Annotated in this window: 21 protein-coding genes; 12 read left to right on the top strand and 9 right to left on the bottom strand. The window is 49.7% G+C overall.

The features are described 5' to 3' along the window. Positions 1-36 precede the first annotated feature (36 nt). The 3 genes from fliD to H8K29_RS16065 form a co-directional block, all read right to left on the bottom strand. The gene (gene fliD, locus H8K29_RS16055; RefSeq protein ID WP_186898392.1) at positions 37-2,052 is read right to left on the bottom strand and encodes a flagellar filament capping protein FliD; all 2,016 of its coding nucleotides are present in this window, start codon (positions 2,050-2,052) and stop codon (positions 37-39) included. A 102-nt stretch (positions 2,053-2,154) separates the two neighbouring features. Then, the gene (locus H8K29_RS16060) at positions 2,155-2,529 is read right to left on the bottom strand and encodes a flagellar protein FlaG (protein ID WP_223826880.1); all 375 of its coding nucleotides are present in this window, start codon (positions 2,527-2,529) and stop codon (positions 2,155-2,157) included. An 83-nt stretch (positions 2,530-2,612) separates the two neighbouring features. Then, on the bottom strand, positions 2,613-4,100 hold the full coding sequence (locus H8K29_RS16065) for a flagellin (protein WP_186898393.1): 1,488 nt from the start codon (positions 4,098-4,100) through the stop codon (positions 2,613-2,615). A gap of 346 nt (positions 4,101-4,446) precedes the next feature. On the opposite strand from H8K29_RS16065, the gene H8K29_RS16070 reads away from it, so the two are divergent. From H8K29_RS16070 to H8K29_RS16105, 8 genes are all read left to right on the top strand, one after another. Then, on the top strand, positions 4,447-6,651 hold the full coding sequence (locus H8K29_RS16070; RefSeq protein ID WP_186898394.1) for a glycosyltransferase family 41 protein: 2,205 nt from the start codon (positions 4,447-4,449) through the stop codon (positions 6,649-6,651). Further along, positions 6,648-7,418 (top strand): glucose-1-phosphate cytidylyltransferase, encoded by a 771-nt coding sequence (rfbF, locus tag H8K29_RS16075; RefSeq protein WP_186898395.1) that lies wholly within the window; start codon positions 6,648-6,650, stop codon positions 7,416-7,418. The genes H8K29_RS16070 and rfbF overlap by 4 nt, the downstream gene beginning before the upstream one ends. Further along, positions 7,403-8,512, top strand: a complete 1,110-nt coding sequence (gene rfbG, locus H8K29_RS16080; protein WP_370527211.1) for a CDP-glucose 4,6-dehydratase — start codon at positions 7,403-7,405, stop codon at positions 8,510-8,512. Before rfbF ends, rfbG begins: the two co-directional genes overlap by 16 nt. 212 nt (positions 8,513-8,724) lie before the next feature. After that, positions 8,725-9,288 (top strand): dTDP-4-dehydrorhamnose 3,5-epimerase family protein, encoded by a 564-nt coding sequence (locus tag H8K29_RS16085; RefSeq protein WP_186898396.1) that lies wholly within the window; start codon positions 8,725-8,727, stop codon positions 9,286-9,288. Beyond that, complete coding sequence (locus H8K29_RS16090) at positions 9,285-10,511, top strand: class I SAM-dependent methyltransferase (RefSeq protein ID WP_186898397.1); 1,227 nt, start codon at positions 9,285-9,287, stop codon at positions 10,509-10,511. The genes H8K29_RS16085 and H8K29_RS16090 overlap by 4 nt, the downstream gene beginning before the upstream one ends. An 11-nt stretch (positions 10,512-10,522) precedes the next feature. Then, a complete protein-coding gene (locus tag H8K29_RS16095) occupies positions 10,523-11,011 on the top strand; it encodes an acyltransferase (RefSeq protein WP_186883501.1) in 489 nt (162 codons plus the stop codon). Then, positions 11,008-11,832 carry an NAD(P)-dependent oxidoreductase gene (locus H8K29_RS16100; protein ID WP_186898398.1) on the top strand — a complete coding sequence of 275 codons (825 nt, stop codon included), beginning with the start codon at positions 11,008-11,010 and terminating at the stop codon, positions 11,830-11,832. The genes H8K29_RS16095 and H8K29_RS16100 overlap by 4 nt, the downstream gene beginning before the upstream one ends. After that, positions 11,829-12,578, top strand: coding sequence for a cephalosporin hydroxylase family protein (locus tag H8K29_RS16105; protein ID WP_186898399.1), 750 nt, complete (start codon positions 11,829-11,831; stop codon positions 12,576-12,578). Before H8K29_RS16100 ends, H8K29_RS16105 begins: the two co-directional genes overlap by 4 nt. 119 nt (positions 12,579-12,697) lie before the next feature. Here the strand turns inward: H8K29_RS16105 and H8K29_RS16110 are convergent, their stop codons facing one another. Together H8K29_RS16110 and H8K29_RS16115 are read right to left on the bottom strand one after the other, a co-directional pair. Continuing rightward, the gene (locus H8K29_RS16110) at positions 12,698-14,356 is read right to left on the bottom strand and encodes a GGDEF domain-containing protein (RefSeq protein WP_186898400.1); all 1,659 of its coding nucleotides are present in this window, start codon (positions 14,354-14,356) and stop codon (positions 12,698-12,700) included. 65 nt (positions 14,357-14,421) lie between these two features. Then, positions 14,422-15,069, bottom strand: a complete 648-nt coding sequence (locus H8K29_RS16115; RefSeq protein WP_186898401.1) for a response regulator transcription factor — start codon at positions 15,067-15,069, stop codon at positions 14,422-14,424. A gap of 203 nt (positions 15,070-15,272) precedes the next feature. Between H8K29_RS16115 and greB the strand changes: the two genes are divergently transcribed. After that, positions 15,273-15,821: a transcription elongation factor GreB gene (greB, locus tag H8K29_RS16120; protein WP_186883496.1), complete on the top strand. Its 549-nt coding sequence runs from the start codon at positions 15,273-15,275 to the stop codon at positions 15,819-15,821. 59 nt (positions 15,822-15,880) lie between these two features. Then, the gene (locus H8K29_RS16125; RefSeq protein WP_186898402.1) at positions 15,881-17,248 is read left to right on the top strand and encodes a DUF3422 family protein; all 1,368 of its coding nucleotides are present in this window, start codon (positions 15,881-15,883) and stop codon (positions 17,246-17,248) included. Between the two features lie 287 nt (positions 17,249-17,535). Here H8K29_RS16125 and H8K29_RS16130 read toward each other — a convergent pair whose 3' ends face one another. The 4 genes from H8K29_RS16130 to H8K29_RS16145 all read right to left on the bottom strand — a co-directional run bounded on the left by H8K29_RS16130 (position 17,536) and on the right by H8K29_RS16145 (position 21,798). After that, a complete protein-coding gene (locus H8K29_RS16130; RefSeq protein WP_186898403.1) occupies positions 17,536-19,830 on the bottom strand; it encodes a bifunctional (p)ppGpp synthetase/guanosine-3',5'-bis(diphosphate) 3'-pyrophosphohydrolase in 2,295 nt (764 codons plus the stop codon). 55 nt (positions 19,831-19,885) lie between these two features. After that, a complete protein-coding gene (gene rpoZ, locus H8K29_RS16135; protein ID WP_186883493.1) occupies positions 19,886-20,089 on the bottom strand; it encodes a DNA-directed RNA polymerase subunit omega in 204 nt (67 codons plus the stop codon). Between the two features lie 39 nt (positions 20,090-20,128). Then, entirely contained in the window at positions 20,129-20,773 is a 645-nt protein-coding gene (gmk, locus tag H8K29_RS16140) for a guanylate kinase (protein ID WP_186898404.1), read from the bottom strand. Between the two features lie 122 nt (positions 20,774-20,895). Next, positions 20,896-21,798, bottom strand: coding sequence for a YicC/YloC family endoribonuclease (locus H8K29_RS16145; protein WP_186898433.1), 903 nt, complete (start codon positions 21,796-21,798; stop codon positions 20,896-20,898). Positions 21,799-21,941: 143 nt separating this feature from the next. On the opposite strand from H8K29_RS16145, the gene H8K29_RS16150 reads away from it, so the two are divergent. Both H8K29_RS16150 and H8K29_RS16155 read left to right on the top strand, forming a co-directional pair. Then, positions 21,942-22,955, top strand: a complete 1,014-nt coding sequence (locus tag H8K29_RS16150) for a serine/threonine-protein kinase (protein ID WP_186898405.1) — start codon at positions 21,942-21,944, stop codon at positions 22,953-22,955. Between the two features lie 68 nt (positions 22,956-23,023). Beyond that, positions 23,024-23,965 (top strand): PP2C family serine/threonine-protein phosphatase, encoded by a 942-nt coding sequence (locus tag H8K29_RS16155; protein WP_186883490.1) that lies wholly within the window; start codon positions 23,024-23,026, stop codon positions 23,963-23,965. Position 23,966 lies beyond the last annotated feature (1 nt).

Genomic DNA, 23,966 nt, shown 5'->3' on the forward strand with positions numbered 1-23,966 from the left:
CTAGTCCTTTGAGTTTTCTAAATTATCAGTTGCTTGTTACTTATTCGTTGAGCCGTTCAGAATGCCAATCTGAGCAGTTAAAAAGCTTTGAGTTGCGTTTAATTTCGAGATGACAGTATCAAGAGCAGAATATTGCGCTTGAAGGCGGTTCTGGGTTTTAAGCAAGCGCGCATTCAGCTCGTCGGTTTGTTTCTGTAGTGACGCTAATGTCGTGTTAATACCTTTTGTTGCACTACTGATCGTGCCTGTCGTTCCAAGGAAACTGGTGACAAGATTATTCAGTTTGTATGCGTAACCCTGAGAAAAACTGACTTTGCCGCGGTCACCCGTTGCACCGCCATTCACTAAGATTTGCAAGCCTTCAGAAGGTGAGCCGGATGCGCCAGTCAATATTTGACCTAAACCTGTAGCTGAGACGCCGTTTAATGTACCGGCGACATTTTTACCCGTTGTTCCCGTGTTGACTGTTCCAGTCAATGCACTGACACTCGTGCCAGCATTGCTGGTCAGGCTGACATTGGACGCACTACCAAAACTGCCCGAAGTAATATTCAAGAAGCCATTGCTGTCAATTGAGGTGGTAACCGTGACACCTGCATTGGAGAAACTGGCAGTACCATTGATAGATGACTGTATCATCGAAGCGAGTTGTGATGCGGTGTAGTTTCCTGCCGCTAAACTCACTGTGCCGGAGAGGCCGTCAATTTTGACATCAATTTTTGTGCCCGCAGCAATCGTAGTTGATGCCGAATTCAAGTTGACATCACCGGTTAACACACCTTGCGTGGCAATCTGCGTTACTTTGATTGCATAGTCGCCAGGCTGTGTTGCGGCCGTGGAGCCGGACAAACTGGTCAGACTATCTGTTGTTTTGCCCATTGCCGAAAACAATCCGCCGACATCATTAAAATTATTTGTTAATGCGGTCTGCAGTTTGCTGGAGTCAACTGCCAGTGATCCATCTTTCTGAAAGCTGATGCCGATCTGCGCCAGACTGGTGAAGCCTCCACCCAGACCATTTACTGCGGTTGACAAAGTGTTTCGTACCTGATTTTGAATTGCCTGGACAGTTGGGTCGCCAAGTAACGCCCCCGCAGCTTTTGTCGTTGGATTATATGAAGTCAGTTGTGCAATCGTGCTGTTCAGACTGTTGTAGGCAGAGACAAAAGAGTTAATGCTATTTTGCACTGCCGACGTATTGGTATTGACTGCAATCGATGTGGTGCCGATTTTCTGAGCGTTGATTGTCACACCCTGAATGGCCGTTCCGACCTTATTGCTCGCACTGGAAACGGCAATACCGTTGACGGTCAGGTTGGCATTCTGACCAGTAGTCACTTCTTTGAAATTTTGGGTGCCGGCGGGATCATAAGAAAGCAGATTTTGCAGATTCGCATCTCCGGCAACACTGATTTTCAAACTTGATGTTGCACCTGTTGAGGTCGAGTTCAGCACTAAATGATAAGGAGTCGCACTGCCGTCACCGACGATGGATGCATTCACGCCGATTTTTGCGTTATTGATGGCATCCCGGATGCCTTGCAGCGAATTATTTGTGCTATCAATCGTTACTGTGCCTGTTGCCTGGCTGGCATCTTGCGTAAACGTTGCTCCACTATATATTCCGCCAGTCTGAGTGCCACCTGAAATACTGCCGAACTGAACGCTTAACGTTGTGCTGGCACCACTGCCGATGGAGGCTGTAGTATTGATTTGTCCTGCGCTGGATATAGTCTGAGACTGTGCAAGTTGGGTCACATTGACGTTGTAATTGCCAACACTGGCAGTGCTGCTTGCTGTGACTGAGGCAACGGCTGTATCACTTGCTGTTGCTGCGAGCGTCTTAAAGGTGGACGCACTGCTCAGTGCAATCAGGGAAGACTGGAAGGAGCTGACAGAACCACTCAAAGCGCCTAATGCAGTGACATCTGCCTGATAACTTGTTTGTTTTTTCTGAATAGATGCTAGCGGCAGACTCTCAATGGCCATGAGCTTGCTGACAATGGTGTCAACGGGAAGTCCAGAACCTACACCGGTGGATTGTATGGCCACAATAATTCTCCTTTTGAGGTCCTTACTATATCAAATCTGATTCTTGTTCAATTGAGATGAAAGAAGGGGTTTTACCTGCTATTTTAAAAAGATCGTTACCGATTAAGCTTCGTTCTTAATGAGTAATCCTTTTAATTTATCTAAGGATTTAGATATTTCAAGTGCCTCTTCCGTTGGAATCTGGCGTAACACCTGATTTGTTTGCTGATCAATAATTTTGACAACAACACGCTTACTGTCAGTATCGACGCTGAAACGTAAATCCTGTGAGCGAGCCTGCAGCGCATCGTTAATATGAGCGATTGCTTTATTAACTTCGGTGCTGTCAAATTTCTTATTCTCAGAATTGTCGGCTGCAGTTGCCGTGGGTGCGCTAATGTTATTAGCAGGAGGGGCTGACCGTACGTTGGTGACGGCAGTTTTGTCACTGATCAATTGCCCCGATTGAGGCGGGTTGCCAATCGATGGGATGTCCATGATCATTTCCTTCAAAGTTAGATTCCCCTGATCATAACTGATCAGGGGAATTATCTACATCAATAGAAAACTGAAGCTATTGATTAACGCAGCAGTGCGAGAACACCGTTAGGTAATGAGTTAGCTTGAGCCAAAATTGCAGTACCAGCTTGTTGCAACACTTGAGAACGAGTCATATTTGCTGTTTCCGAAGCAAAATCGGAGTCTTGAATACGGCTACGTGCTGATGCCAAGTTTTCTTGTGATGTTTGCAAGCTGTTGACAGCAGAAGTGAAGCGGTTTTGTATCGCACCCAAAGAAGCGCGTGAACTATTGACCGATGCAATCGCCGAATCGATGGTTGCCAGAGCTGACTGTGCCCCTGCCGCCGTACTCAGATTCAGAGAGGATACACCTGCACCGACTGTGACTGCTGCTGAAGTGAAGCCACCTGTCAAGTTTGCAGCTGTCAAACCTGTACCTGTACCATTTGCCAGAGTAATACCAGCAGAGCTTGTGGAAGACAGGGAAAGTGTTGATGTAGCAATGTCTGTCGCACCAGTTGCAGATACGGTGATACCTGTATTGGCTGCAGCTGCTGCTGCATTAGTACTTGCTGTAACTGTGATATTACGTCCATCAGCAGCTGCCAGGGCAACAGCACCAGTTGTTGTATCAAATGTAGCTGATACGCCAGTTTGTGAGCTGATCGCATTAACAGCAGCAGCAACTTGTGCGCCACGTTGAGCGCCGGAAGTCGAGGCGCTCAATGCACCCAGATTGACACCGTTAATTGTGATGTCACCAGAAGCGATTGCAGTTGCGCTTGTTGATGCTGTACCGGCAACTGTTGTAGAACCAACTGTTGCTGTCACACCAGTTTGACCACTGATTGCGTTAATCGCTGCAGCTTTAGCAATACCACTACCAGTTGCATTAGAGAAGGATACGCCATCACTAGCAGATGCGCCGACTTGGTAGCCGTTGATCGACAAGTCACCGGATGCCAGAGCTGTCGTTGTTACAGCACCTGCACCTGCTACAGTTGCTTTGTAGCTGGATGTGGAGCCAACACCGAGAGACGATGATTTTGCACTGGCAATTGCTGAAATGCTGATCTGATCGTTTGAGCTGCCGTTTGCACCAACCTGGAATGTTTGGTTTGCAAAGCTACCGTCAAGCAGATTCACACCGTTAAAGTTAGAAGAGCTTGCAACACGGTTGATTTCAGAGATCAACTGGCTGGCTTCGTTATTCAGGGATGCGCGGTCTGATGCACTGTTAGAACCGTTGGCTGCCTGAACTGCCAGATCACGAATACGTTGTAAGTTGGAACCGATTTGTTGCAGATCGCCCTCAGCTGTCTGAGCCAGAGAGATACCGTCATTCGCATTACGTGCAGCTTGGTTTTGACCATTCAGCTGCGAAGTCATACGTTGAGAAATTGCGAGACCAGCGGAGTCATCTTTTGCGCTGTTAATACGCAGACCGGATGACAGACGTTGCATGGATGTTTGCAGAGAGCCTTGAGATGTAGTCAGGCTGCGTTGTGCATTCATGGATGCAATATTGGTATTGATATATGAAGCCATTTTGATACTCCTTACCTAAGTTATTAAATTCGGCGTTAAAACCTCAAACTTCGGTCTGTCTGTTGACTGTTGCACCGCCGTTGTAAAGGGTTACGGACGGGAATCAAAAACTTTTAGCTAGTTTCCGCAAATAAATACTATTTTTTTTGCTTAAGTTTTTCGCGATATTCCGCTCAACGACAGCTTTTAAAATTTCTTGAGGGCTTAATTTAAATATCTTTCACCCCTTTATTCGGGCTTAAACATTTATTTTTTCCCTTTAAAATGAATTTCGATGATCATAATGTCCTCGGGAATTATTTTTTGGTCATGTTTTTGGTCTTTGCCACCTTAAAGAGAATAGATAATGAGTAAAGTCGGCTTGCACCCCGGAAATGCATTTAAAGAAGCAAAGGCTTTGTATAAGGCTAATCAGGCAGAAAAAGCGAAAGCACTCTGTCTCCGGATTGTTCAGCAATATCCTTTGCATCAGGACGCCAATTACTTTCTCGCCAAATTAGCTTTTGAAGGCGGCTTGAATGAGGAATCGCTACTTTTTTTACAAAAAGCGTTTTCAGGTGCGCAGCAATTCAACGCAGATAAGCATGCTTATTATCAGGTTCTTAATCGTTATATACAGAGTCGTTCATTTGAACAGCTTGAAGTTGCCAGTCTGTGGCTGACCGGATTTAATCCTAAAGATGGTATTGCCTGGGATTACCTTGGCATCAGCCGCCTGGAACAGGGGAAATATCCCGAAGCCTACGAAGCGCTTCAACACGCCGTGGCGCTATTGCCAAACAATCCTCATGTGCTGGCGAATATTGGTAACGCGCTGATATCTTTGGAGCGCTGTGCCGAGGCAGCTACTTATTTGCGGAAAGCGGTCTCAATTGATCCGGCGATGGTAGTGGCACAGAATAATCTTGGCAATGCCTTGCGCATGATAGGGCAGACGCAGGCTGCCGTAGATACTTTGCAGATTGCGGTACGTCTTAATCCCAGTCTTGCTTATGTTCACAATAATTTAGGTCTGGCATATCGTGAGAATAATCAATACAGCGAGGGCATCAAGTGTTTTTATACTGCATTAGAATTGCAGCCCGATCTGATTCAGGTGTATCCGAACCTGATCGATGCCCTGAGACAGAATGGCGAAGTGCAGCGTGCGATTGAATGCGGTAATGAAGCGATGGACCGTTGTGCGAATATCCCGGAATTCTGGGGGGGCTACGGCGATGCCCTACGCGAGGCTAATCATCTCGATCCTGCGATTGAGGCCTATATGCGGGCGCTGTCATTTAAAAAAGACTCGCAGTCTTCGTTTAATCGAAAAATATTCAGCAATTTATTGTTTTGCCTGAATTACCACCCTGACTTACCCGCAGAAGCCATTTTCGGCGCGTATCAGGATTTCGATCAGCGTTTTGGTTTGCCAAATAAAGTCTTCTGGCGTCCTTTTGATAACGTACGCGATCCAAATAAGCGTTTGAAGGTCGGGTATGTCGCGCAGGCGTTTTATAACCAGGTCTGTAAATATTTTCTGCTGCCTTTGCTGGAAAAGCACGATAAGAGTCAGGTCGAGGTTTATGCGTATGCGAATCCGCCGTTTGAAGATGAAACAACGGAATATTATAAAAAGTCGGTTGATCACTGGATCTACACCCGCGAAATGACCGATGCAGAACTGGCAGAACGTATCCGCGCAGATGGTATTGATGTGTTGATTGATGTTGCTGGACACACAAACAGTAACCGCCTGGGTGTCTTTGCGCGCAAACCTGCGCCGGTCTCCCTGCACTGGCTGGAATACGGCTACACCACGGGTTTGACCGCAATTGATTATTACCTGACCGACAAAGCCACTGTCACCGATAACTGCGCCCACCTGTTTTCTGAAAAAGTCTGGTGTCTGGATGGCCCAGCGTATACCTATCGTCCGGATGTACGTAAAGCTGAGCTGGTGCCACCGCCTGTGCTGGAAACGGGCGTGATTACTTTTGGCAGCCTGTCACGCTCAGTCCGTATCAATCATAAGGTTGTGAAGGTCTGGTCAGCGATACTGGACGCGATGCCGAATTCCCGCCTGATTATTAACAGCGGTGACTTTAAAGACGTCAAAGTGCAGGATGAAATGGCGTCGCGTTTCATGCAATATGGTATCGACCGTTCAAGGTTGGAGATCGGTTTTACCAGCCCGTCATGGGAAGTACTGAAGCAAATTGATATCGGACTCGACTGTTTTCCGCATAATTCCGGTACGACGCTGCTGGAGAGTATATATATGGGTATTCCTTTCATTACACTGGCTGATCGTCCATCCGTCGGACGTATTGGTGCCAGCGTGTTAAGGGGGATGGGCCGCGACGAATGGGTGGCACAAACTGAAATGGAATATGCGCAGAAAGCCCTGATCCTTGCACACGATGTCGATGGCCTTGTCCATTTACGGCAGACGCTGCGCGCCGAGATGGAAGCATCGCCATTGATGGATGAGCCCGGTTTTGCCCGCGATGTTGAAAAAGCCTACCGCGGCATGTGGGAGATTTACTGCAAGGAGAATGCGCAATGAAAGCGGTGATTCTGGCGGGTGGTCTGGGAACGCGGATATCAGAAGAAACCCATCTCAAGCCCAAGCCGATGATAGAAATCGGCGGTCATCCGATTTTGTGGCACATCATGAAGAGCTACTCAGCGCATGGGGTGAATGAATTTGTGATCTGCTGTGGCTATAAAGGCTATCTGATCAAAGAGTATTTTGCGAACTACTTTCTGCATATGTCGGATGTCACCTTCGATATGCAACACAATCGCATGGAAGTGCACGAAAGACATGCCGAACCATGGAAGGTCACGCTGGTGGACACCGGCGAAGACACGATGACAGGCGGGCGGCTCAAACGTGTGGCGCGCTATGTGCAGGATGAAGAAGCCTTTTGCTTCACTTATGGCGACGGTGTGTCTGACCTCGATATCGCCGCTTCGATCGCATTTCATAAAAATCACGGCAAGCTCGCGACAGTGACGGCGGTGTTACCACCGGGGCGCTACGGTGCGCTGGAGCGTGACGGCGATCAGGTCGCCGGTTTTACGGAAAAACCTCGCGGCGATGGCGGCTGGATTAATGGCGGTTATTTTGTGTTGTCTCCCAAAGTGCTCGATTTTATTGGTGACGACGGCGTCAGCTGGGAAGCGGAACCCTTGGCCAGATTAGCGCAACAGCAGCAACTCATGGCCTACGAACACGCCGGTTTCTGGCAGCCTATGGATACGCTGCGCGAGAAAAATCTGTTGGAAGATTTGTGGCAATCAGGGCAGGCGCCATGGCGAACATGGTAAATCCCAGCGTAGTCAGTCCTGGGGACGTCAGCGCATTTCCTGCACCTGAACCCAGCTTCTGGCAGGGGCGACGGGTCTTGCTGACCGGGCACACTGGTTTTAAGGGCGCATGGCTGGCATTCTGGTTGCTGCGTATGGGCGCGACAGTAACTGGACTGGCGCTGGCACCGCGTACCTCGCCAGATTTATTTGATGCGCTGGGGTTGGCAGGTCGCGTGCAGAGTCATATCGGCGACATCCGCGATGCTGCGCTGGTGCGTCAGATCGTGGCAGAGAATCAGCCAGAAATCGTTTTGCATCTCGCGGCGCAGGCGCTGGTGCGGCCGAGTTATAAAGACCCGCTGGATACTTTCTCCAGTAATGTGATGGGCACCGCCAATGTGCTGGATGCTTTGCGTGGTGTGAACAGCGTCCGGGTGGCGCTGATGGTGACGACCGATAAAGTCTATCGTAACCGCGAGTTATTGACGCCGTATCCAGAGACAGCAGAGTTGGGCGGGCATGATCCGTATAGCGCGAGTAAAGCCGCTTCTGAATTAGTAATTGCCGGATATCGCTCGGCGTTTCTGGCAGAGCAGGGCGTGACGGTTGCGGTCGCCAGAGCCGGTAATGTGATCGGTGGCGGTGACTGGTCGGAAGATCGCTTGCTGCCGGATGCAGTGCGTGCATGGCAAAGGCATGAGCGTCTGCAGATACGTCGCCCGGAATCAGTGCGGCCGTGGCAACATGTACTGGAGCCTGTCTCGGCTTATCTGACCCTGGCGCAACGGGCTTACCATTTGCCGGGGCTGGGCGAAGCCTGGAATTTTGGGCCGGACGAAGTCGCCACCGTGCGCGAAGTTGTTGAACTGGCGCAGGGCGCTTATGGTGGCGGAGAGGTCGATTTCGCTCACGACATCATTGGTCCGCATGAAGCAGGTTTGCTGGCGCTGGATGTCAGCAAGGCTAGGCGTGAACTGGGCATACGCGCACGCTGGGATTTGCAGAGCGCGGTGCGCCGCACGATGTGCTGGTATCGCGATTTTGAGCAAGGCGTGAGCGCCAGCGATTTGTGTGAGCGCGACCTGGACGCATTTTTACTCGGTACAGAATAAGGACGCTGTCAGAAAATCCGGTGCAAAGGTAAGTAGAAAGAGGAAAAAAGCAGGAAAATGGCTTCTATATACTCCCCCGGGTATATTTCAAGCTCCTTTGTTTTCAAGGAGATGAGAGGGAAATTTCTCAAAAGTGGGGGGAGTATATGAAAACAGGCAGTGATAACGCCAAATCAGGATAGTGAATGTCGGGCTGATGAAGATAAAAATGTATGGCACAACGATTTGAACTGTTGACGACGCCGATCATCGGTTTGTCGCTCTTGCAGCGTCGGCCGCTGGCGGATGCGCGCGGCTATTTTCAGCGCCTGTTTTGCGCAGAAGAACTGGTGGAATTCGGTTGGACGCAGGGTGTCGCGCAGGTGAATCACACACAGACGCTGGAAAAGGGCAGTGTGCGCGGCTTGCATTTGCAATTGCCCCCGCACGCCGAAATGAAACTGATTACCTGTCTGCAAGGAGCGGTCTGGGATGTCGCCGTCGATCTGCGTAAAGATTCCCCTACATTTTTGCAATGGCATGCCGAAGTGCTGTCTGCCGACAATAAGCGCTCATTCCTGATACCACAAGGGTTTGCGCATGGTTTTCAGACACTGACGGACCATGTTGAAATGTTGTATTGCCATAGTCACGCTTATCAGCCAACGGCGGAAATGGGCTTCAATGTGTTTGACGAACGGCTGGCGATAGGCTGGCCTTTGCCGGTGACGGCGATGTCTGACAAAGACCGGCAGTGGCTGTTGCTGGATGATGATTTTGAGGGAGTGAGCGTATGAAATGTCGGCATTGTGGTCAGGCTCTGACACAGCCTTTTCTGGATCTGGGGAGCGCGCCGCCGTCGAATGCTTACCTGACTGCGGAAGCATTGCATCAGGCTGAAGTCTGGCTACCATTGACACTGATGGTGTGCGATGCATGCTGGCTGGTGCAGACACTGGATTTTACCGGACGCGAAAATCTGTTTGATGCCGACTATGCCTATTTCAGTTCATGTTCGTCGAGCTGGTTGCGTCATGCTGAACAATTTGTCACGACCATGCGTGCGCAACTGGCGCTTGATTCCCAGAGTCTGGTGGTGGAAGTCGCTGCGAATGACGGCTATCTGTTGCAATACGTTCAGGCGGCAGGCATTCCCTGTCTGGGTATTGAGCCTACGCAGAGTACTGCCAATGCTGCACGATCCAAAGGTATTCCTGTACTTGAACGCTTTTTCGGGCGTGAGCTTGCTGAGGAACTGGTCGCGCAAGGGCAGTCGGCGGATTTGACCGTGGCCAACAACGTGCTGGCACATGTGCCTGATATCAATGACTTCGTCGCCGGATTTGCACTGTTGTTAAAACCCGAGGGCGTGGCCAGTTTTGAGTTTCCGCATCTGCTCAACATGGTGCAGCAAAATCAGTTTGACACCGCGTATCACGAGCATTATTCGTATTTGTCTTTGCATGCGGTGCAAACGATATTCGAGCGTAATGGTTTGCAGATTTTTGATGTGCAGGAGTGGCCTACACATGGCGGCAGTTTGCGTGTGCTGGCGCAACGTGCCGATGTCAAAGCCAGAGCCGTGCAGCCTGGCGTTGGCGATATTCTCGCGAAAGAACGTGATGCCGGTATGAATGCGCTGCCGTTTTACCGTGATGTGCAAAGCAGGGCGGAGCAGGCGAAATTCGATCTGTTGCAATTCCTGCTAGATTGCAAACGCCAGAATCTGCGCGTTGCCGCCTACGGTGCTGCGGCCAAAGGAAACACCTTGCTGAATTTTTCCGGCATCCGGCCTGACTTATTGCCTTATGTCGTGGATATTAATCCGCACAAGCAGGGCAAGTTTCTTCCCGGTAGCCGGATTCCGATTGTCAGTCTCGCGCATTTGCTGGCCGATAAACCTGACAGAATTCTGATTTTGCCGTGGAATTTGCGGGACGAAATCATGCATGATCTGGCTACCGTCAAAGAATGGAATGCCCGCTTCGTCGTTGCCATTCCACAATTGCATCTTCTGTAAAGGAGTTTATTGTGATCGAGATTCATCCCGATGCGCGTATTTCCAAGCTGGCAGATATTGAAGATTCTGTGCGCGGCACCCGCATCGTTATCGGTGCTTTGTCCAGTATCGACAGCTTTGTCAAATTCAAACCCGCGGGCGGCAGCGGTGATGTCGTGATCGGAGAGCGCACCACGATTAATTCCGGTTGCGTGCTCTACACAGGCAATGGCATTCGCATCGGCAATGATGTGGCGATCGCGGCAAACTGTACTTTCGCCCCCGTCAATCATGCGTATCAGGATAAAAGCCGACGGATCAATCAGCAGGGTTTCTTGCCAAGCAAGGGCGGTATTGTGATTGAAGATGATGTCTGGATCGGTGCTAATTGCGTGATTCTCGATGGCGCTGTGTTGCGGCAGGGTTGTGTGATTGGCGCGGGTTCTGTCGTGCGCTCTGAGGTGCCCGCTTTTTCGATTAATGTCGGCGTTCCTTTACGCCGGGTCGGGTGGCGCGAATGAGCGTGCCGACCGCAGCGATGCATGCCACTCTGATTGGCGGTCATGGATTTGTCGGGCGTCATTTGCAGGCGCAATTGCGCAGTCTTGGCTGGACCTGCGATGTGCCGTTGCGCGATGATGTGAGCTTGTTTCAACGCGATCTCGGACACGTCTTTTACTGCGCTGGTCTGACGGCAGATTTTCGTCAGCGGCCGTATGACACGGTGGAAGCGCATGTCGCATTGTTGTCGAACGTATTGCAACAGGCTTCTTTTCTGAGCTTGACTTACTTATCCAGTACGCGGGTATATGCCGGGGCAAGCACGACGGATGAGGGGGCGGCGTTACAGGTACGCTCCCACGTTTCCGGCGATCTGTATAACATTTCCAAGCTGATGGGCGAAAGCTTGTGTCTGAATAGTCAGCGCGATGTCCGGATCGTTCGCTTATCGAATGTCTATGGATTACATATGCCAACGCAGAATTTTTTGTCCGAAGTGCTGACATCAGCAGCCAAAGACAAATGTGTGGTCTTCCGCAGTTCGCCGCAATCGCAAAAAGATTACATCGCGGTACAGGATGTGGTGCGCTGTCTGCCCATCATTGCACAACACGGCGAAGCAGGAATTTATAATCTGGCCAGCGGCTGCAATGTGTCGAATGCCGAAATCGCCAGCATCTTGCAGAGGCAAGGAGTACGCTGCAAATTTCAAAACAATGCGCCAGACCTCTTGTTTCCCACCATGAACGTTGCAAAATTACATGCGCTTTGCGGCGCGTCTCACCACGAACTGGCAACGGATTTGCCTACCCTTTACTCACACTATTGCGAGACACCATGAACCCTATTCAGCAATTTGAAGCCGAACGCGCAGCGCGCATAGAACAACTTGGGCAAGACCATGCGTTTCAGGCGCAGTCCCGCGACTGGCTGGAGCAGAGCATGCGCAAGCAGTATGTTTATAATTTTTCGTGGCTCGGCCGTCCGATTATCCAGAATCCCATCGACATACTGGCGATGCAGGAACTGATGTGGACGGTGCAACCCGATCTGGTCATTGAGACAGGTATTGCGCATGGCGGCTCCATCATTTTTTCTGCTTCCATGCTGGAGCTGATTGCTGCATGTGGTGGCAACCCCGATGCACGCGTTCTGGGTATTGATATCGATATTCGTGAACACAATAAGCAGGCGATACTGGAGCACCCGATGTCGAAGCGCATCACGATGCTGCAAGGTTCAAGCGTGGCACCGGAGATTGTCGCGCAAGTACGTGCTGCCGCCAAAGATAAGCAAAAAGTGATCGTTTTTCTCGATTCGAATCACACCCATGAACACGTCCTGGCCGAACTGGAAGCGTATGCGCCGCTCGTCAGCAAAGACAGCTACTGCGTGGTGTTTGATACCTTTGTCGAGGATGTTCCGGCAGATGTGTTCGACAGCCGCCCATGGCAGCCGGGAAATAGCCCAAAAACAGCAGTGCATCAATATTTGCAAACACATCCTGAATTTGAGATCGACAAGGCGATGCAACATAAGTTGCAAATCACAGTTGCACCGGATGGCTTCCTCAAGCGGATTGCTTAATGTGATGCACAAAGCAGCGGCGCTCACAAACAGGGAGGGGGCCGCTGAGTGAGATGATGAATACAAAAAAGGCCGCGATATAGCGGCCTTTTTGTTTCGTTCGTTTATGCGTATCAGTATCAGTTTGCTTTGACCACCCGATTTTTCCCTGATTGTTTTGCTTCATACATCGCCTTGTCAGCACGTTTGATCAGCGTTTCCTGAGCCTCGTGCGGCATACGAAGGGCGACGCCGGCGCTGAACGTGATAAACAGGCGTTGTTCATCTGCAGTGAAGAAATGCTTGGTCAGTTCGCGCTGCACTCTGACCATCGCCTGGGCTGCTTCTTCTAAGCCGGTCTCTGGCATGATAATGATGAATTCTTCACCGCCCCAGCGGGCGATGACGTCAATGGAGCGCAAGGTTTGTTTTACTACCCGCACCAGATGCACCAGCGCTTCGTCACCGGCGTTGTGGCCGTGAGTATCATTGAGTTTTTTGAAGTTATCCAGATCCAGCATGGCGATACAAAGCGGCGTGCTGCGCCGGTCAGCGCGATCAGCTTCGCGCTCAAAAATATCTTCCATGCCGCGCCGGTTCAGGCTGCCTGTCAACTGATCCTCGCGTACCAGTTCACTCATTTGCGCCAGCTTATCTTCGAGACCTTTAATTTTTTCTGCAGCTTCGGTGACTTCTTTCTGCGCGGCGACGATGATGTCGCGTGAGCGCAGGGTTTCTGATTGCACGACCCGGGTTTCATCCAGAATGTTGCCAATGATATTGCTGACTTCGTTGGCGTCGCTGGTGTTTCTGATTTTGTTTGCGTAGAGATCCATCTTGTCCTGATAGACGCCGGCACTGGTTGCCATTGCATTGAGTCTGTCGATAAACGCCGCCATCATATTTTTGACAGAGGTATTCGACTCATCAATACTATTTTTAAGCACGCCCTGTTTGTAGATGACGTCTTTCAGGCTGCGGGTTGCTTCCTGCAACGCACGATGATCTATCGGGCCGGAAATCAGATTTTGCACGACTTCGATCTGACCGCGCAGCCAGTTGTCGTTGTCGAGCAGATCATGAATATTCGTCAGTAACAAATCGAATAAACGCAGTAGTAATTCATGTTGCTCAGCGCTGTCGCCGCTTTGCAGTTCAATCTGAAAACAAAGTTGTTTCAGGCGACTGGCAACCTGATTTAATTCAGGCTCATTATTCGCCTCTCTGACTGCCAGACCCAATGCTTCCGATTCGGTCGCAAGAGCTGGATTGGGTTTCAGCAAGGAACTGAGAGCTAATGTCAGCGTACGATACAGTAAGTCTTTCAGTACGCGTCGGCATGGGTCATCTTGCGCTGGTATATCGACCAAAGAAATCGGTGCAGAGTTGCTGATCACGGAAGGCGCAGGATCAACGAGGCTGATTTGATTGGTAGGGGCAGGTGGCTCCGTAATACGTTGCGTCAGCAGTTCCAGGCCTTTACTGTAATCATCCCAGTTGCCGGTTTTAACGGCGCGGCTGAACCGATGGCCAAAAGTAGATAAATCGCTTTGTGATGCTTGCAGGCTGCTGGCAAAGTTTGCCAACAGATTTTCGGCCTCTGAAGGTTTATCGGCTTGTTGTATCGTTTCGGGAGTCGTTGTGGCAGGCGCTTCCTCGCTGATGCCTGCTACTTCGTTATACAGTTTTCGGTAAGCATCGGGGGTCGGCGCAATCCTCTGTATCGCTAATTGACGAAACGTCTCACGTGCGATGTCTGAGGGACTTTTGAATTGTGACGAAGGAGGTTTGGTCGACATATAGTCTGGTCAAAAACGATAAGCGGTGAACGATAAACAACAAAACGATAAACAACAAAAAATACTCAATCGACAAGCTGATTCTTGATTGCGTAATGTGTCAGTTCTGCATTGTGCCGCAATTTCATCTTTAACAAAATCCTCGCGCGGTATTCACTGATGGTTTTTACTGACAAAGATAATTCTTTGGCAATATCACTCACCGATTTACCTGATGCGATCATCGTCAGAGTCTGAAATTCACGATCTGACAGTGTTCTATGTGGTTCATCTTCATGCTCCTGATTCAGGTTGTTTGCCAACTCCTGAGCCAGTGCCATGCTGATGTATTTCAAGCCATTAGAAACTTGTCGGATAGCAGCCAAGATCTCATCACTGCCACAATGCTCGTTGAGATAACCGGATGCACCAGCCTTCAGACACCGTATCGCATACTGATCTTCGCGAAAATTCGAAAACATCAAAACATTCACTTCCGGCTTTTCGGCTTTGATTTGCTTCAGCACTTCTATGCCATTTTTATCGGGCAGTGCGATGTCGAGCACCATCACATGGTAATCGAGTTTTCTGGATAAACGCACCGCATCCAGCCCGCTGCTTGCTTCGCCCACGACCGCAATATCAGGCGTGGCGGCAATGATTCCTTTAATTCCTTCTCTGACCACCACGCGGTCATCCACAATCATTAACTTAATTGACGCATATTCAGCCATGCATATTCCATTTCTATCTCAGACCTTCGCTATTATGGGAGTTTTACTTTACAGTGAGAAGTCTTGGTACTCGCCAGAATCTGCGCTGTGATCATTGTTCAGAGTTGATCGGAACAGCGCGATCGCTTATTTTATAAGGGATGGCAGAGCTGCGGTAAGAAGATGATGATTAATTTGATCTGCTTCGGCAGAAGATAAAATAAATGAGTAAAGCTTTTATAAAAGAATCTGAGCAGGATGACGATGAAGAGATCGGCGCTCCTGCCATTCCTGCCGGTGCAAAGAATTACATGACGCCGGAAGGCCATCAGCGGATGAAAGACGAGTTCTTGCGTCTGATTGATGTTGATCGCCCGGAAGTGGTGAGTATTGTTTCCTGGGCCGCTTCGAATGGCGACCGTTCTGAAAACGGCGATTACATCTACGGGAAGCGACGCTTGCGTGAAATCGACCGGCGCATACGCTTTTTAAGTAAGCGTCTGGATATCGCGGAAGTGGTTGATCCTCGCGTGCATCATGGTTCCGATCAGATATTTTTCGGGGCAACTATTGTTTATGAAAATTTACAGGGTGAAGAAATTACGATCACTATTGTCGGCGTGGATGAATTTGATCCGCTGCAAGGAAAAATCAGCTGGATTTCTCCGGTTGCCCGCGCGCTGACCAAAGCGCGTACGGGGGACACTGTGATACTGAAAACACCGGCGGGAGTCGATGAGCTGACGATACTGGATGTCATTTATCCAGCGTAAATTGACTCAGAACGATCAGCGTACTGCGAACCTCATTTACTACTTATACGGCATACACGATGGCACTTAACTATACCGATATCAACCATCCTTTGCGGATCCCTCTGGCTGCCGAAGTCCATTCGCGCCCATCATTACGTCTGAACGCACCTGAGGTGCTGACCCATATCGCGGTTTTTGCGCATAATCAGGGTCGCATCGACGGCGATAATCTGCATGTGCAATTGCAGATACTCAGTGAATTTTGCGGATATTTCGGTGTCGCTTGTCCCGGTGGCGATGCTAAATATTTTTTCCATGATTTTGGTCGCTTCCGTCTGAAATGGGAATGTCATACCGAGTTTGCGACCTATACGTTTCTGGATAATCCGGAAGACCCAACCCTGGCAGCCGTAGCGATAGCGGATATTGCGCAAGTGTTTGCAAAAGTGCCGCTACGTCATGTGCCGCAACAATGGCTGGCTGGATTGCAAGGAAAAGTGATGGTGGCTGCCCATGTGGCCTTGATTCCTGCCGCAACACCTGTTGATGCCACGCCACCGGCCGGAACTGTCACAATGCGCGGGATGTTTGAAGGCAGTGTGTTAGTCGGTAGCCAGGTGATTGATCGCGGTCAGGTCTGGACGGATTTTCTGATTCAGGCTGACGGTTTTAGCCGTTTCATCGTCAAGGATCAGGGCTTTCTCGATCAGCAGGCGGGACGTACTGTGCAGCGCATACTGGAAATTGAAACCTACCGCATGATCGCCTTACTTGGCCTGCCGCAAGCCCAGGCGGCAGCGCCGGTATTGAATGCAATTGAAAACGAGTTGGTACAGATCACGTCCACCATGACGCTGGCAAGCGGCAGTGACGGTGAGCTGGCTGATACCGATGCTGAACAGGGTGTCTTACGGCAAATTATTGATCTGGCGGCGCGCATAGAAAAGTTGGCGCTGGAAAACAGCTATCGTTTTTCGGCGTCCAAAGCGTATTTCAGTCTGGTGAACGCGCGTATCGGCGAGCTGCGCGAGTCGCGGATTGATGGTATCCCTACGATAGAAGAATTTATGGAGCGTCGCCTCGCACCGGCAATGCATACCTGTGAGGCGATTGTACGCAGACAGGAAGCGCTGGCTGCCAGAATTGCGCATACCAATGATTTATTGCGCACCCGTGTCGGCATCGTACAGGAACAGCAAAACCGCAAAATCCTGCAAAGTCTGAATGCGCGGGCAGCGCAACAACTGCGTTTGCAGCAGGCAGTTGAAGGGCTTTCTGTCGCCGCGATCAGTTACTACGTTGCTGGCTTATTTTTGTACACCGGCAAAGGTATGAAAGCCATGGGGCTGGAAATTAATCCAGATTTACTGACCGGAATCCTGATACCCGTGATTGCCGTTTGTGTCTGGCTGGGTTTGCGGCGCATGCATAAAAAACTGCATTGAATTGTATTCAACGGTTTTTTTTGCGGGGCGTTGGTCTGCCGATAAACACAGCGCTCTGCAAGGTAATTGCCCCAGGGATCAATGGCGCAACCGGGGCAATTTAGTCTGCGGCAACTGGATGATTGAACGATAAACCCTGGAAACTGACGTAAATATACTCCCCGAAGTATATTTAAAGGCCCAGTCAATTCGCTGACAATAAGGGGTTTTTCTTTAAAAATAGGGGGAGTATATTAAAAACTGCTGTTTTCAGACGGAATGTGGCCGGGTGTAATTCAGAAAATGGTTCAGACGCGCACGACGCGGATGACGCCACTCAGATGCTTGATGCTGCGCATAATCTTTGCCAGATGGCCGCGATCTTCCACCTGAATCGTGAAATGGATGTTCGTCATATCATTGGCATCACCATCTTCCATATTTACATGGCTGATATTTGCTTCCGATTCACCGATGCCAGCGGCAATGCGTGCTAATGCACCGCGTTCATTATTCACAGTGACGATGATGCGGGTATCAAAACTGCGGTTCAGTTCTTCGCCCCAGGTGACGTCGATCCAGCGGTCAGGCTCTTTGAAATGCATGCGTTTTGCATGTTCACAGTCATCGGTATGCACCACCAGCCCCTGATCGCGTTTTAACTGGCCGATGATATTGTCGCCTGGAATAGGCATACAACATGGCGCAAGTTGTACTGATAAACCTTCGCTGCCGTAAATAATGACGGGCTCGCGCTTGTAATTTTGTTTGTCGCCAAACTGTTGGAAAGGGAAAGGCGAATCGTCTTCAACCAGATCCAGAATATGTCGTGCGACCAGCGTTGCCATACGTTTGCCTATACCGATATCAGTATAGATTTCATCCATCTCTTTGGCGGTGGATTCATTGAGTAATTTATCGACCAGCGTGCCCGGTAACTCCGGATTCAGATTGACTGCCACCAGCGCCTGAGCAAGCAACTGTTTACCCAGTTCAGTCGATTCATTCAGGTTGATCGTGCGCAGATAATGGCGAATCGCAGAACGGGCTTTACCGGTACGCACATAAGTCAGCCAGTTCGGTGTCGGGCGAGAACCGGGCGACGTGATGATTTCGATGATGTCGCCATTTTTTAATTCTGAGCGCAACGGTACCGGTTCGTGATTGATTCGCGTCGCAATTGCCTGATTGCCGATGTCGGTGTGAATGTTGTACGCAAAATCCAGCGCCGTGGCGCCACGTGGCAGGGCGATGATCTTGGACTTCGGTGTGAATACATAGACCGAATCCGGGAACAGATCGATCTTCACGTGTTCTAAAAATTCTGCTGAATCGCCGGTCTGTTTCTGTATGTCGAGTAAAGACTGCAGCCACGCATGCGTGCGTTGCTGTAAATCCGTCAGACTGCCTTCAGCATCTTTGTAGAGCCAGTGTGCTGCGACGCCTGATTCGGCTACGCGGTGCATTTCCTGGGTGCGAATCTGAAACTCGACCGGCGTGCCATACGGGCCGATCAACGTGGTGTGCAGCGATTGATAACCGTTAGTTTTAGGAATGGCGATATAGTCTTTAAACTTGCCGGGCATGGGCTTGTACAGCGCATGCAGGGTACCGAGGGCGTAATAACTCTCACGGAAATTTTCGACGACAATGCGAAAACCGTAAATATCTAATACCTGAGAAAAGCTCAGATGTTTATCCTGCATTTTGCGGTAAATGCCATATAGCGTTTTTTCGCGGCCATAGACCTCTGCATTCAAACCCGCTTCTTTCAGCGAGTTCTTCACTGCTTCCAGGATTTTGCTGACGACTTCACGACGATTGCCACGTGCGGCTTTCACGGCTTTGGACAAAGTCCGGTAGCGCATCGGATACAAATGCGAGAAGGCTAAATCCTGTAATTCGCGATAAATATTATTGAGGCCAAGTCTGTGCGCAATTGGCACATAGACGTCCATCGTTTCACGTGAAATGCGGCGTTTTTTTTCTGAGCGCATCACGCCCAGCGTGCGCATATTGTGCAGGCGGTCCGCCAGTTTAACGAGAATCACACGCACATCGCGCGCCATTGCCAGCAACATTTTGCGGAAGTTCTCTGCTTGTGCCTCGATCTGGCTCTGAAATTCGATTTTTTCGAGTTTCGATAAACCATCCACCAGTGTCGCTACCGGCGCACCGAAACGTTCTATCAGTTCTTCTTTTTTGACATCCTGATCTTCCATGACGTCGTGCAACAGCGCCGCCATGATGGCTTGCACATCCAGCTTCCATTCGGCGCAGATTTCGGCGACAGCGATAGGATGCGAAATGTAGGGCTCGCCGGATTTACGTACCTGACCGAGATGCTTTTCGTCAGAAAAACGATAGGCTTCCTTGATCAGCTTGAGATCGCCCGGCGACATGTATTCTGCGAGACGAGCGGAAAGTGCCGTCGTTGAGGCGACACCGACAACAGGTGCAGGCGCGGGCGCCTTTACATTGGCTTCAGTCGAAGTTGCGGCGTTTTTTTTTGCGCTGCTCTGCGGCGTGGCCGCTGATGGAGGGGGGACAGTATCAGGTTCGGCCGGTTTGCTCAGAGATGAAGAGGTTTCTGTTGCGTTCATTCTGTTTTTTCCGGCCGATAAAGGTGGGTACTTTGATTTTTCGCGTAATGCGAAATTACATAGGAACTTTTTTCAGCATCTCAATACCGATTTTGCCAGCGGCGATTTCGCGCAGAGCAACAACGGTTGGTTTGTCTTTTGCTTCAACCTTTGGTGTGTGACCTTGCAATAACTGGCGTGCGCGATAGGTTGCGCACAGTGTCAGCTGGAAACGGTTAGGGATTTGTTTCAACGCGTCTTCAATGGTAATACGTGCCATATTTTTTCCTAAATACAAATGATACAAATAATTTTTGAATTAATTCGGGTTGGCGTGGATGCCAAGCTGGGCAAACAATTCGCTATTCCGTGTCGCCTGTTGAGTAAATCTGCAGCGGGTCGCTTTAACGATCGCGTTCAATTCAGACAACGCAGTGGTAAAGTCTTGGTTGATAATAACATATTCGAACTCGGGGGAGTGCGCCATTTCTCCGCCAGCGGCCAAAATCCGGCGTGTAATGACGTGAGGCTCGTCTTGCCCTCGTTTTTTCAGGCGTTCTTCCAGTGCCGGAATCGATGGCGGCAAAATGAAAATGCCGACAGCACCTGGAAATTGTTTGCGTACCTGCTGCGCGCCTTGCCAGTCAATCTCCAGCAACACATCCGTACCCGCGCGCATCTGCTCTTCGATGATCAGACGGGAGGTGCCGTAGTAATTACCATGAACTTCGGCATGTTCGAGAAATTCTCCGGCTTTTTCACGGGCAACAAAGTCTTCGACGGTCGTGAAATGATATTCGCGGCCATCCTGTTCGCCCGGGCGCGGAGGACGTGTCGTGGACGAAATGGATAACTTGATTTGTGGCTCCTGCGCCAGTAAAGCATTCACCAGCGTGGATTTACCGGCGCCTGATGGCGCAGCAACAATGAACAGGCTGCCTGCAGTGGATGTGATAGGGCGCATACGGATCTCTGGTTGGTATCGTCAGTGAAACATGAGGCAACAAAAACACAACGGCGGCATTGTGTGCCGCCGGAATTGTCGCTTCTTAAAATATCGGCGGCAGTATAAGCAAATGTACCGCGTTATTCAAGGTTTTGTACCTGCTCGCGCATTTGCTCTATCAGCAGCTTCAATTCCATGGAAGCGTCGGCCAATTCTTTGAGTGCCGCTTTGGAGCCCAGTGTATTGGCTTCGCGATTAAGTTCCTGCATCATGAAGTCCAGACGTTTGCCGACCTGGCCGCCTTTTTTCAGAATGTGGCGTGTCTCTGTCAGATGTGCGGATAAACGGGCAAGTTCTTCTGCGACATCGACGCGTATGCCGTACACAGTGACTTCCTGACGAATTCTGTCGAACGCTTCTTCGCGGGTGATGGTCTGGGCGGCGTTGTTGCCATTGGCGGGTTGTGCTAATCCCAGCGCCTCTTCGAGCCGTGCAACCGATTTCTGCTGAAATTGCTGCAACATTTGCGGCATCAGAGGTTTGATTCTTTCGACGATTTCTTCCATCGCGGCTACCCGGCTGAGCAGTACCTGCTCCAGTGCTGCCCCTTCACGCTCACGGCTGGTAATGAATGCTTCCAATGTGTCATTAATGCTACGGATAATCGTATTCTGCAGGCTTTCGGCATTGATTTCAGCTTCCTCTATGACCCCGGGCCAGCGTAACAATTCATTCACGGTGAAGGGGGCAGCGTCGGGAAAATGACTCTTCAAATTGTTTTGGAAGCTGACCAGTTGTCCGAGTATGGTTGTATTCAGCGCTTTGTTACTGGTTTCGGTGGTTTTTTTTCCGAAACTGAAACGACATTCAACCTTGCCGCGGGCTAACTTGCGCGAGATCGCATCGCGGAATAATGATTCCACAGAGCGAAAATCATCATTGATGCGGAACTGCAGATCGAGAAAACGGGAGTTGACACTTTTGATTTCTATGGTAATCGTGCCCGCATCGGTTTCCTGGGTGCTGGTCGCATAACCAGTCATGCTGTAAATGCTCAAGTTGTTTCCTTTTAGAGAGTATGCTGATGGGCGCAAAAGGGAGTAAGAAGTTGTTACAAACCATTATAGTCTTTACAAACAGTGCGATTATCAACACAATCGCTTTTGTCTAAAGGATGGAAACAACAATGGCTGCACAAAATAACGCCCCCTTGCCAGATGGTCTGGAAATCGCCGGTTACCGCATTGTAAAGAAAATTGCCTCCGGTGGCTTCAGTATTGTCTATCTGGCTTCGGATGAAGACGGTAATGCAGTTGCTATTAAAGAGTATCTGCCGAGTTCGCTTGCTTTGCGTCAGCAAGGTGAGCTTGTGCCTGCAATTTCAAATGAAAATCTGCCGATCTACCGCATCGGCTTGAAATGTTTTTTTGAAGAGGGCCGGGCGCTTGCTCGTATTTCACATCCGAATGTGGTCAGCGTTGTTAATTTTTTTCGCGCGAACGAAACTGTGTATATGGTGATGGCGTATGAGTCAGGACGATCATTGCAGGAGCATATTTTACGTCGTCGCGATAAAGGTGAAAAACCGCTGGTATCTGAGCGTTTCATCCGCCGTATGTTCAATCAGGTGATGAATGGTTTGCGCGAAGTGCATACCAATAAGTTGCTGCATCTTGACCTGAAACCCGCAAATATTTATCTGCGTCTTGACGGTACACCGATATTGCTGGATTTCGGCGCTGCGCGTCAGACATTGAAAACAGATATCCCGAAATTGTATCCAATGTACACTCCCGGCTTTGCAGCTCCGGAGTTATATCAAAAAAATGGTAGCCTTGGCCCCTGGACTGATATTTACAGCATAGGCGCGTCTATTTTTGCGTGCATGATAGGCGCTCCACCTCAACCTGCAGATCAGCGATTGACCAACGATAAAATGGAGGCGCATTTCCGCAAGCTGGAAGGTATGTATTCTCCTGAGCTGATTGAAGTTGTCCGCTGGTGCCTGAAGCTCGATCCATTGGAGCGACCACAGAGCGTATTTGCATTGCAAAAAGCACTGGCGATAAAAGCACAGCCAGCACCAGAGCTGAGTTCGTTTGGCAAAATGAAATTGAAAATTACGTCTTTTCTTAAAAAATATAAGAAAAAGAAGCCAGAGAGTGACCATACGACGATACAAGAAAGCACATTGAATTAACGATGTTTGTGCTCGTACTGTCGGGTTACCTTTTTTATTAATTGTTATTTAAAGCATTACTACTGTTCATGCGCTTTTCCGTTTATCAAGAAAGTCACATTGGCGGCCGCAAGGTCAATCAGGATCGCATGGGATATAGCTTTACCCGTGATGCGATTTTGTTGCTATTGGCAGATGGCATGGGCGGTCATATCCTTGGCGAGATGGCGGCAGCCATCGCTATGCAGACGATAGGTTCGCTATTTCAGCAGCAGGCACATCCTTTGGTTGGACGCCCGGAGCGATTTCTGGAGGATAGTTTTTTAGCGGCACATCAGGAAATACATCGTTATCATACGTTGAATAATTTGCCGGAAACCCCGCGCACCACCATCGTTGCTTGTCTGATTCAGAATGGGTACGCTTATTGGGCGCATTGTGGCGATTCCCGTTTGTACTGGATGCGTCAAGGGCAGATACTCTTGCGTACGAAAGATCATTCTCGTCTGGAAACCCTGATTGCACAGGGGAAGGTGGATCCATCGGAGCGTCACACACATCCTGATCGCAATAAATTGTTCAACTGTCTGGGTGCGCCGAATGCCCCTATTGTTGAGCTCTCGCGGCGTGCTGCATTGCAGCCGGGCGATATTATTCTGCTTTGCTCAGACGGTTTCTGGTCTATGTTGCCAGATCATATGCTGGCTCAACGTTTGCACGAACACACCATTGTTCGTGCAATTCCGGAACTGATACGCTCAGCGGTCAGTATTGCTGGCAAACACAGCGATAACACGACGGCGCTGGCAATGATGTGGGAAGGCGATAACAGACTGGAGGATTCCTCCATTATTTCCACCAATACTTTACCTATTGGTTCTATTACGACTACCATACAGGCACCTGTTGATCCAGATGTTGCTTCGGATAGCGCAGAACACGATATTTTCAATGATGCAGAGATCGAAAAAGCGATTGCTGAAATCCGCAATGCGATCCATAAGTCATCCCGTATTACTTCTAAAGATTAAT

It is taken from the genome of Undibacterium sp. CY21W (assembly GCF_014284265.1).
GTDB classification, from domain to species: domain Bacteria; phylum Pseudomonadota; class Gammaproteobacteria; order Burkholderiales; family Burkholderiaceae_D; genus Undibacterium; species Undibacterium aquatile.

Bases quoted from the DNA above. Each gene is read 5' to 3' on its own strand.
- H8K29_RS16115 (WP_186898401.1), bottom strand. From the start codon at position 15,069: ATGGCTGAATATGCGTCAATTAAGTTAATGATTGTGGATGACCGCGTG.
- H8K29_RS16130 (WP_186898403.1), bottom strand. From the start codon at position 19,830: ATGAACGCAACAGAAACCTCTTCATCTCTGAGCAAACCGGCCGAACCT.
- H8K29_RS16155 (WP_186883490.1), top strand. From the start codon at position 23,024: ATGCGCTTTTCCGTTTATCAAGAAAGTCACATTGGCGGCCGCAAGGTC.
- H8K29_RS16150 (WP_186898405.1), top strand. From the start codon at position 21,942: ATGGCTGCACAAAATAACGCCCCCTTGCCAGATGGTCTGGAAATCGCC.
- H8K29_RS16090 (WP_186898397.1), top strand. From the start codon at position 9,285: ATGAAATGTCGGCATTGTGGTCAGGCTCTGACACAGCCTTTTCTGGAT.
- H8K29_RS16070 (WP_186898394.1), top strand. From the start codon at position 4,447: ATGAGTAAAGTCGGCTTGCACCCCGGAAATGCATTTAAAGAAGCAAAG.
- gmk (WP_186898404.1), bottom strand. From the start codon at position 20,773: ATGCGCCCTATCACATCCACTGCAGGCAGCCTGTTCATTGTTGCTGCG.
- rfbF (WP_186898395.1), top strand. From the start codon at position 6,648: ATGAAAGCGGTGATTCTGGCGGGTGGTCTGGGAACGCGGATATCAGAA.
- rpoZ (WP_186883493.1), bottom strand. From the start codon at position 20,089: ATGGCACGTATTACCATTGAAGACGCGTTGAAACAAATCCCTAACCGT.
- H8K29_RS16060 (WP_223826880.1), bottom strand. From the start codon at position 2,529: ATGGACATCCCATCGATTGGCAACCCGCCTCAATCGGGGCAATTGATC.
- H8K29_RS16100 (WP_186898398.1), top strand. From the start codon at position 11,008: ATGAGCGTGCCGACCGCAGCGATGCATGCCACTCTGATTGGCGGTCAT.
- H8K29_RS16105 (WP_186898399.1), top strand. From the start codon at position 11,829: ATGAACCCTATTCAGCAATTTGAAGCCGAACGCGCAGCGCGCATAGAA.
- greB (WP_186883496.1), top strand. From the start codon at position 15,273: ATGAGTAAAGCTTTTATAAAAGAATCTGAGCAGGATGACGATGAAGAG.
- rfbG (WP_370527211.1), top strand. From the start codon at position 7,403: ATGGCGAACATGGTAAATCCCAGCGTAGTCAGTCCTGGGGACGTCAGC.
- H8K29_RS16065 (WP_186898393.1), bottom strand. From the start codon at position 4,100: ATGGCTTCATATATCAATACCAATATTGCATCCATGAATGCACAACGC.
- H8K29_RS16145 (WP_186898433.1), bottom strand. From the start codon at position 21,798: ATGACTGGTTATGCGACCAGCACCCAGGAAACCGATGCGGGCACGATT.
- H8K29_RS16110 (WP_186898400.1), bottom strand. From the start codon at position 14,356: ATGTCGACCAAACCTCCTTCGTCACAATTCAAAAGTCCCTCAGACATC.
- H8K29_RS16085 (WP_186898396.1), top strand. From the start codon at position 8,725: ATGGCACAACGATTTGAACTGTTGACGACGCCGATCATCGGTTTGTCG.
- H8K29_RS16125 (WP_186898402.1), top strand. From the start codon at position 15,881: ATGGCACTTAACTATACCGATATCAACCATCCTTTGCGGATCCCTCTG.